The sequence below is a fragment of the Gordonia aurantiaca genome, assembly GCF_039939235.1.
Classification (GTDB): Bacteria; Actinomycetota; Actinomycetes; order Mycobacteriales; family Mycobacteriaceae; genus Gordonia.
Window position 1 is genome coordinate 1 of the sequence record NZ_JBDUUF010000031.1, and the last position, 2,130, is coordinate 2,130.

The 2,130-nt window shown below is 69.7% G+C and carries 1 protein-coding gene; it reads right to left on the reverse strand.

Translation table 11 applies throughout. From position 1 onward, the window contains the following. The coding region (locus tag ABFT43_RS22595) for a condensation domain-containing protein (RefSeq protein WP_347962472.1) at positions 1 to 2,075 on the reverse strand (2,075 nt) is incomplete at its 3' end. Between the last annotated feature and the right edge of the window lie 55 nt (positions 2,076 to 2,130).

Below are 2,130 nucleotides of genomic sequence, written 5' to 3' on the forward strand. Positions count from 1 at the left end.
GACACCACCCGATCCCCACACCACACCGCCACCGAACCCCACGACACACCCACACACCCAGCCACCAACGAACCCACCGAACACCCACCCCAACCAAAACCCACAACCTCACCACGCGACCATTCGGCGATGGCGGCGCGCTCGCCGGCGTCGGCGAGGTCGATGTCGCCGACGATCACTCGGTCGTCGGACATCCCAGCGGTCAGGACGTCCACGATCTGGGTGCCGAGCCGACGGACGGTGCGGTCGTCGAAGAGGTCGGTGGCGTAGACGATCCGCCCGGTGAGTCCGGCGAGCCGGCCGGTCTCGTCGTGCGTGGTCGACAGGCCGATCATCAGGTCGAATCGGGCGGCGGGAATTCCGGCGTCGACGGGTGCGGCGGTGAGGCCGGGGACGGAGATCTCGCCGATCGGAGATTGTTCGAGGGTGAGCATCACCTGTGCGAGCGGGGCGAAGGCCTCGCTGCGGGTCGGGGCGAGCCGGTCGACGAGGTACTCGAACGGGACGTCGGACGCGGCGAAGGCATCGAGGTCGGTGGTGCGGATCTGCTCGACCACCTCGGCGAAGGCGGCGCCTGGATCGATCCGGGCACGCAGGACGACGGTGTTGACGAACATGCCGACGAGGTGGTCGAGTTCCGCGCGGCCGCGGCCGGCGACGGGAGTGGCGAGCGGGATGTCGGTGGTGGCGGCGAGGCGCGACAGGACGACGGCGACCGCCGCGTGCAGCACCATGAAGACTGTCACGCCGTGGCGGTGCGCGAAGTCCTCGATCATCGGGGCGAGATCGTCGGGGATCTCGATGTCGGCGGAACGACCGCGGTGCGAGGCGACCGGAGGTCGTGGCCGGTCCGTCGGTAGGGCGAGCACATCGGGCAGGTCGGCGAGTTGCTGCTCCCACCATCGCGCCCGGCGTCCGAGTTCGGAGTCCGGATCGTCGAGCGCCCCGAGGGTATGGCGTTGCCACAGTGCGACATCCGCATACTGCACGGGCAGCGGTTCCCACCGCGGTTCGTGTCCGGAGGTCCGGGCCCGGTAGGCGGTGAGCAGGTCGTCGACCAGCGGACGGATCGATTCGCCGTCGGCTGCGATGTGGTGCAGTACGACGACGAGGATGTGCTCGCCGGTCGGGCCGTGGGTCAGCACGCCGGCACGGATCGGGAGATCGCGGGCGACGTCGAAGGCGACGTTCGGGAGGTTCTCGACCTCCCGGTCCCGCCACCACAGGTCGACGCCCACCTCGTCGGCGGCGAGGATGTCCTGCCACGGCAGGCCGTCGAGGTCCTGCGGGTAGCGGGTGCGGAGCACTTCGTGGCGCTCGATCACGTCGGCCAGTGCGGTGCGCAGGGCGGCGACGTCGACGCGCCCGGTCAGTCGCAGCGCGAAGGGGATGTTGTAGGCGGGCGACGACGGATCGAACTGGTTGATGAACCACATCCGCTCCTGCGCCGGCGAGAGCGGAGGCCGCGCCGGGCGCGGGAGCGCGCCGAGGTCGGGCATCGCGGCGTCCCGCTCGCCCGTTGCCGCGGCGAGGTCACCACGACGGGCATCGACCCAACCTGCCATCGCGCGAACCGAGGGTGTGTCGAAGAGCTCCCGGACGGTGAACGGCACGCCGAAGGCGTGCGCGACTCGCGCGGACACGCGGGTAGCGGACAGCGATTGCCCGCCGATCTCGAAGAAGTTGTCGGTCACCGACACCTGTTCGACGGGACGGTCGAGAACCTGCGCGACGATGTCGGCGATCCGGCGTTCGGTGTCCGACGCAGGGGGGACCACCAGACGAGGAGTGAGATCGGGCGCCGGAAGGGCCTTGCGATCGATCTTGCCGGAGGTTCCGAGCGGCATCTCGTCGAGGACGACGTACGTATCGGGAAGCATGTACGGGGCGAGGCGTCGTGCCGCGTGTTCGCGGATCGCGGCGATCGCGCCCTCCGGTTCGGATGTGCCGGGTCCCGCCACGTAGGCGACGAGACGGTCGTCGCGCACGAGCACCGCGGCCGACACCACCCCTGGTGCCTGGGTGAGGACGGTCTCGATCTCCCCCAACTCGATCCGCTGCCCACGCAACTTCACCTGAAAATCAACACGCCCCACATACTCCAACTCCCCCACACCGGTCCACCGAACC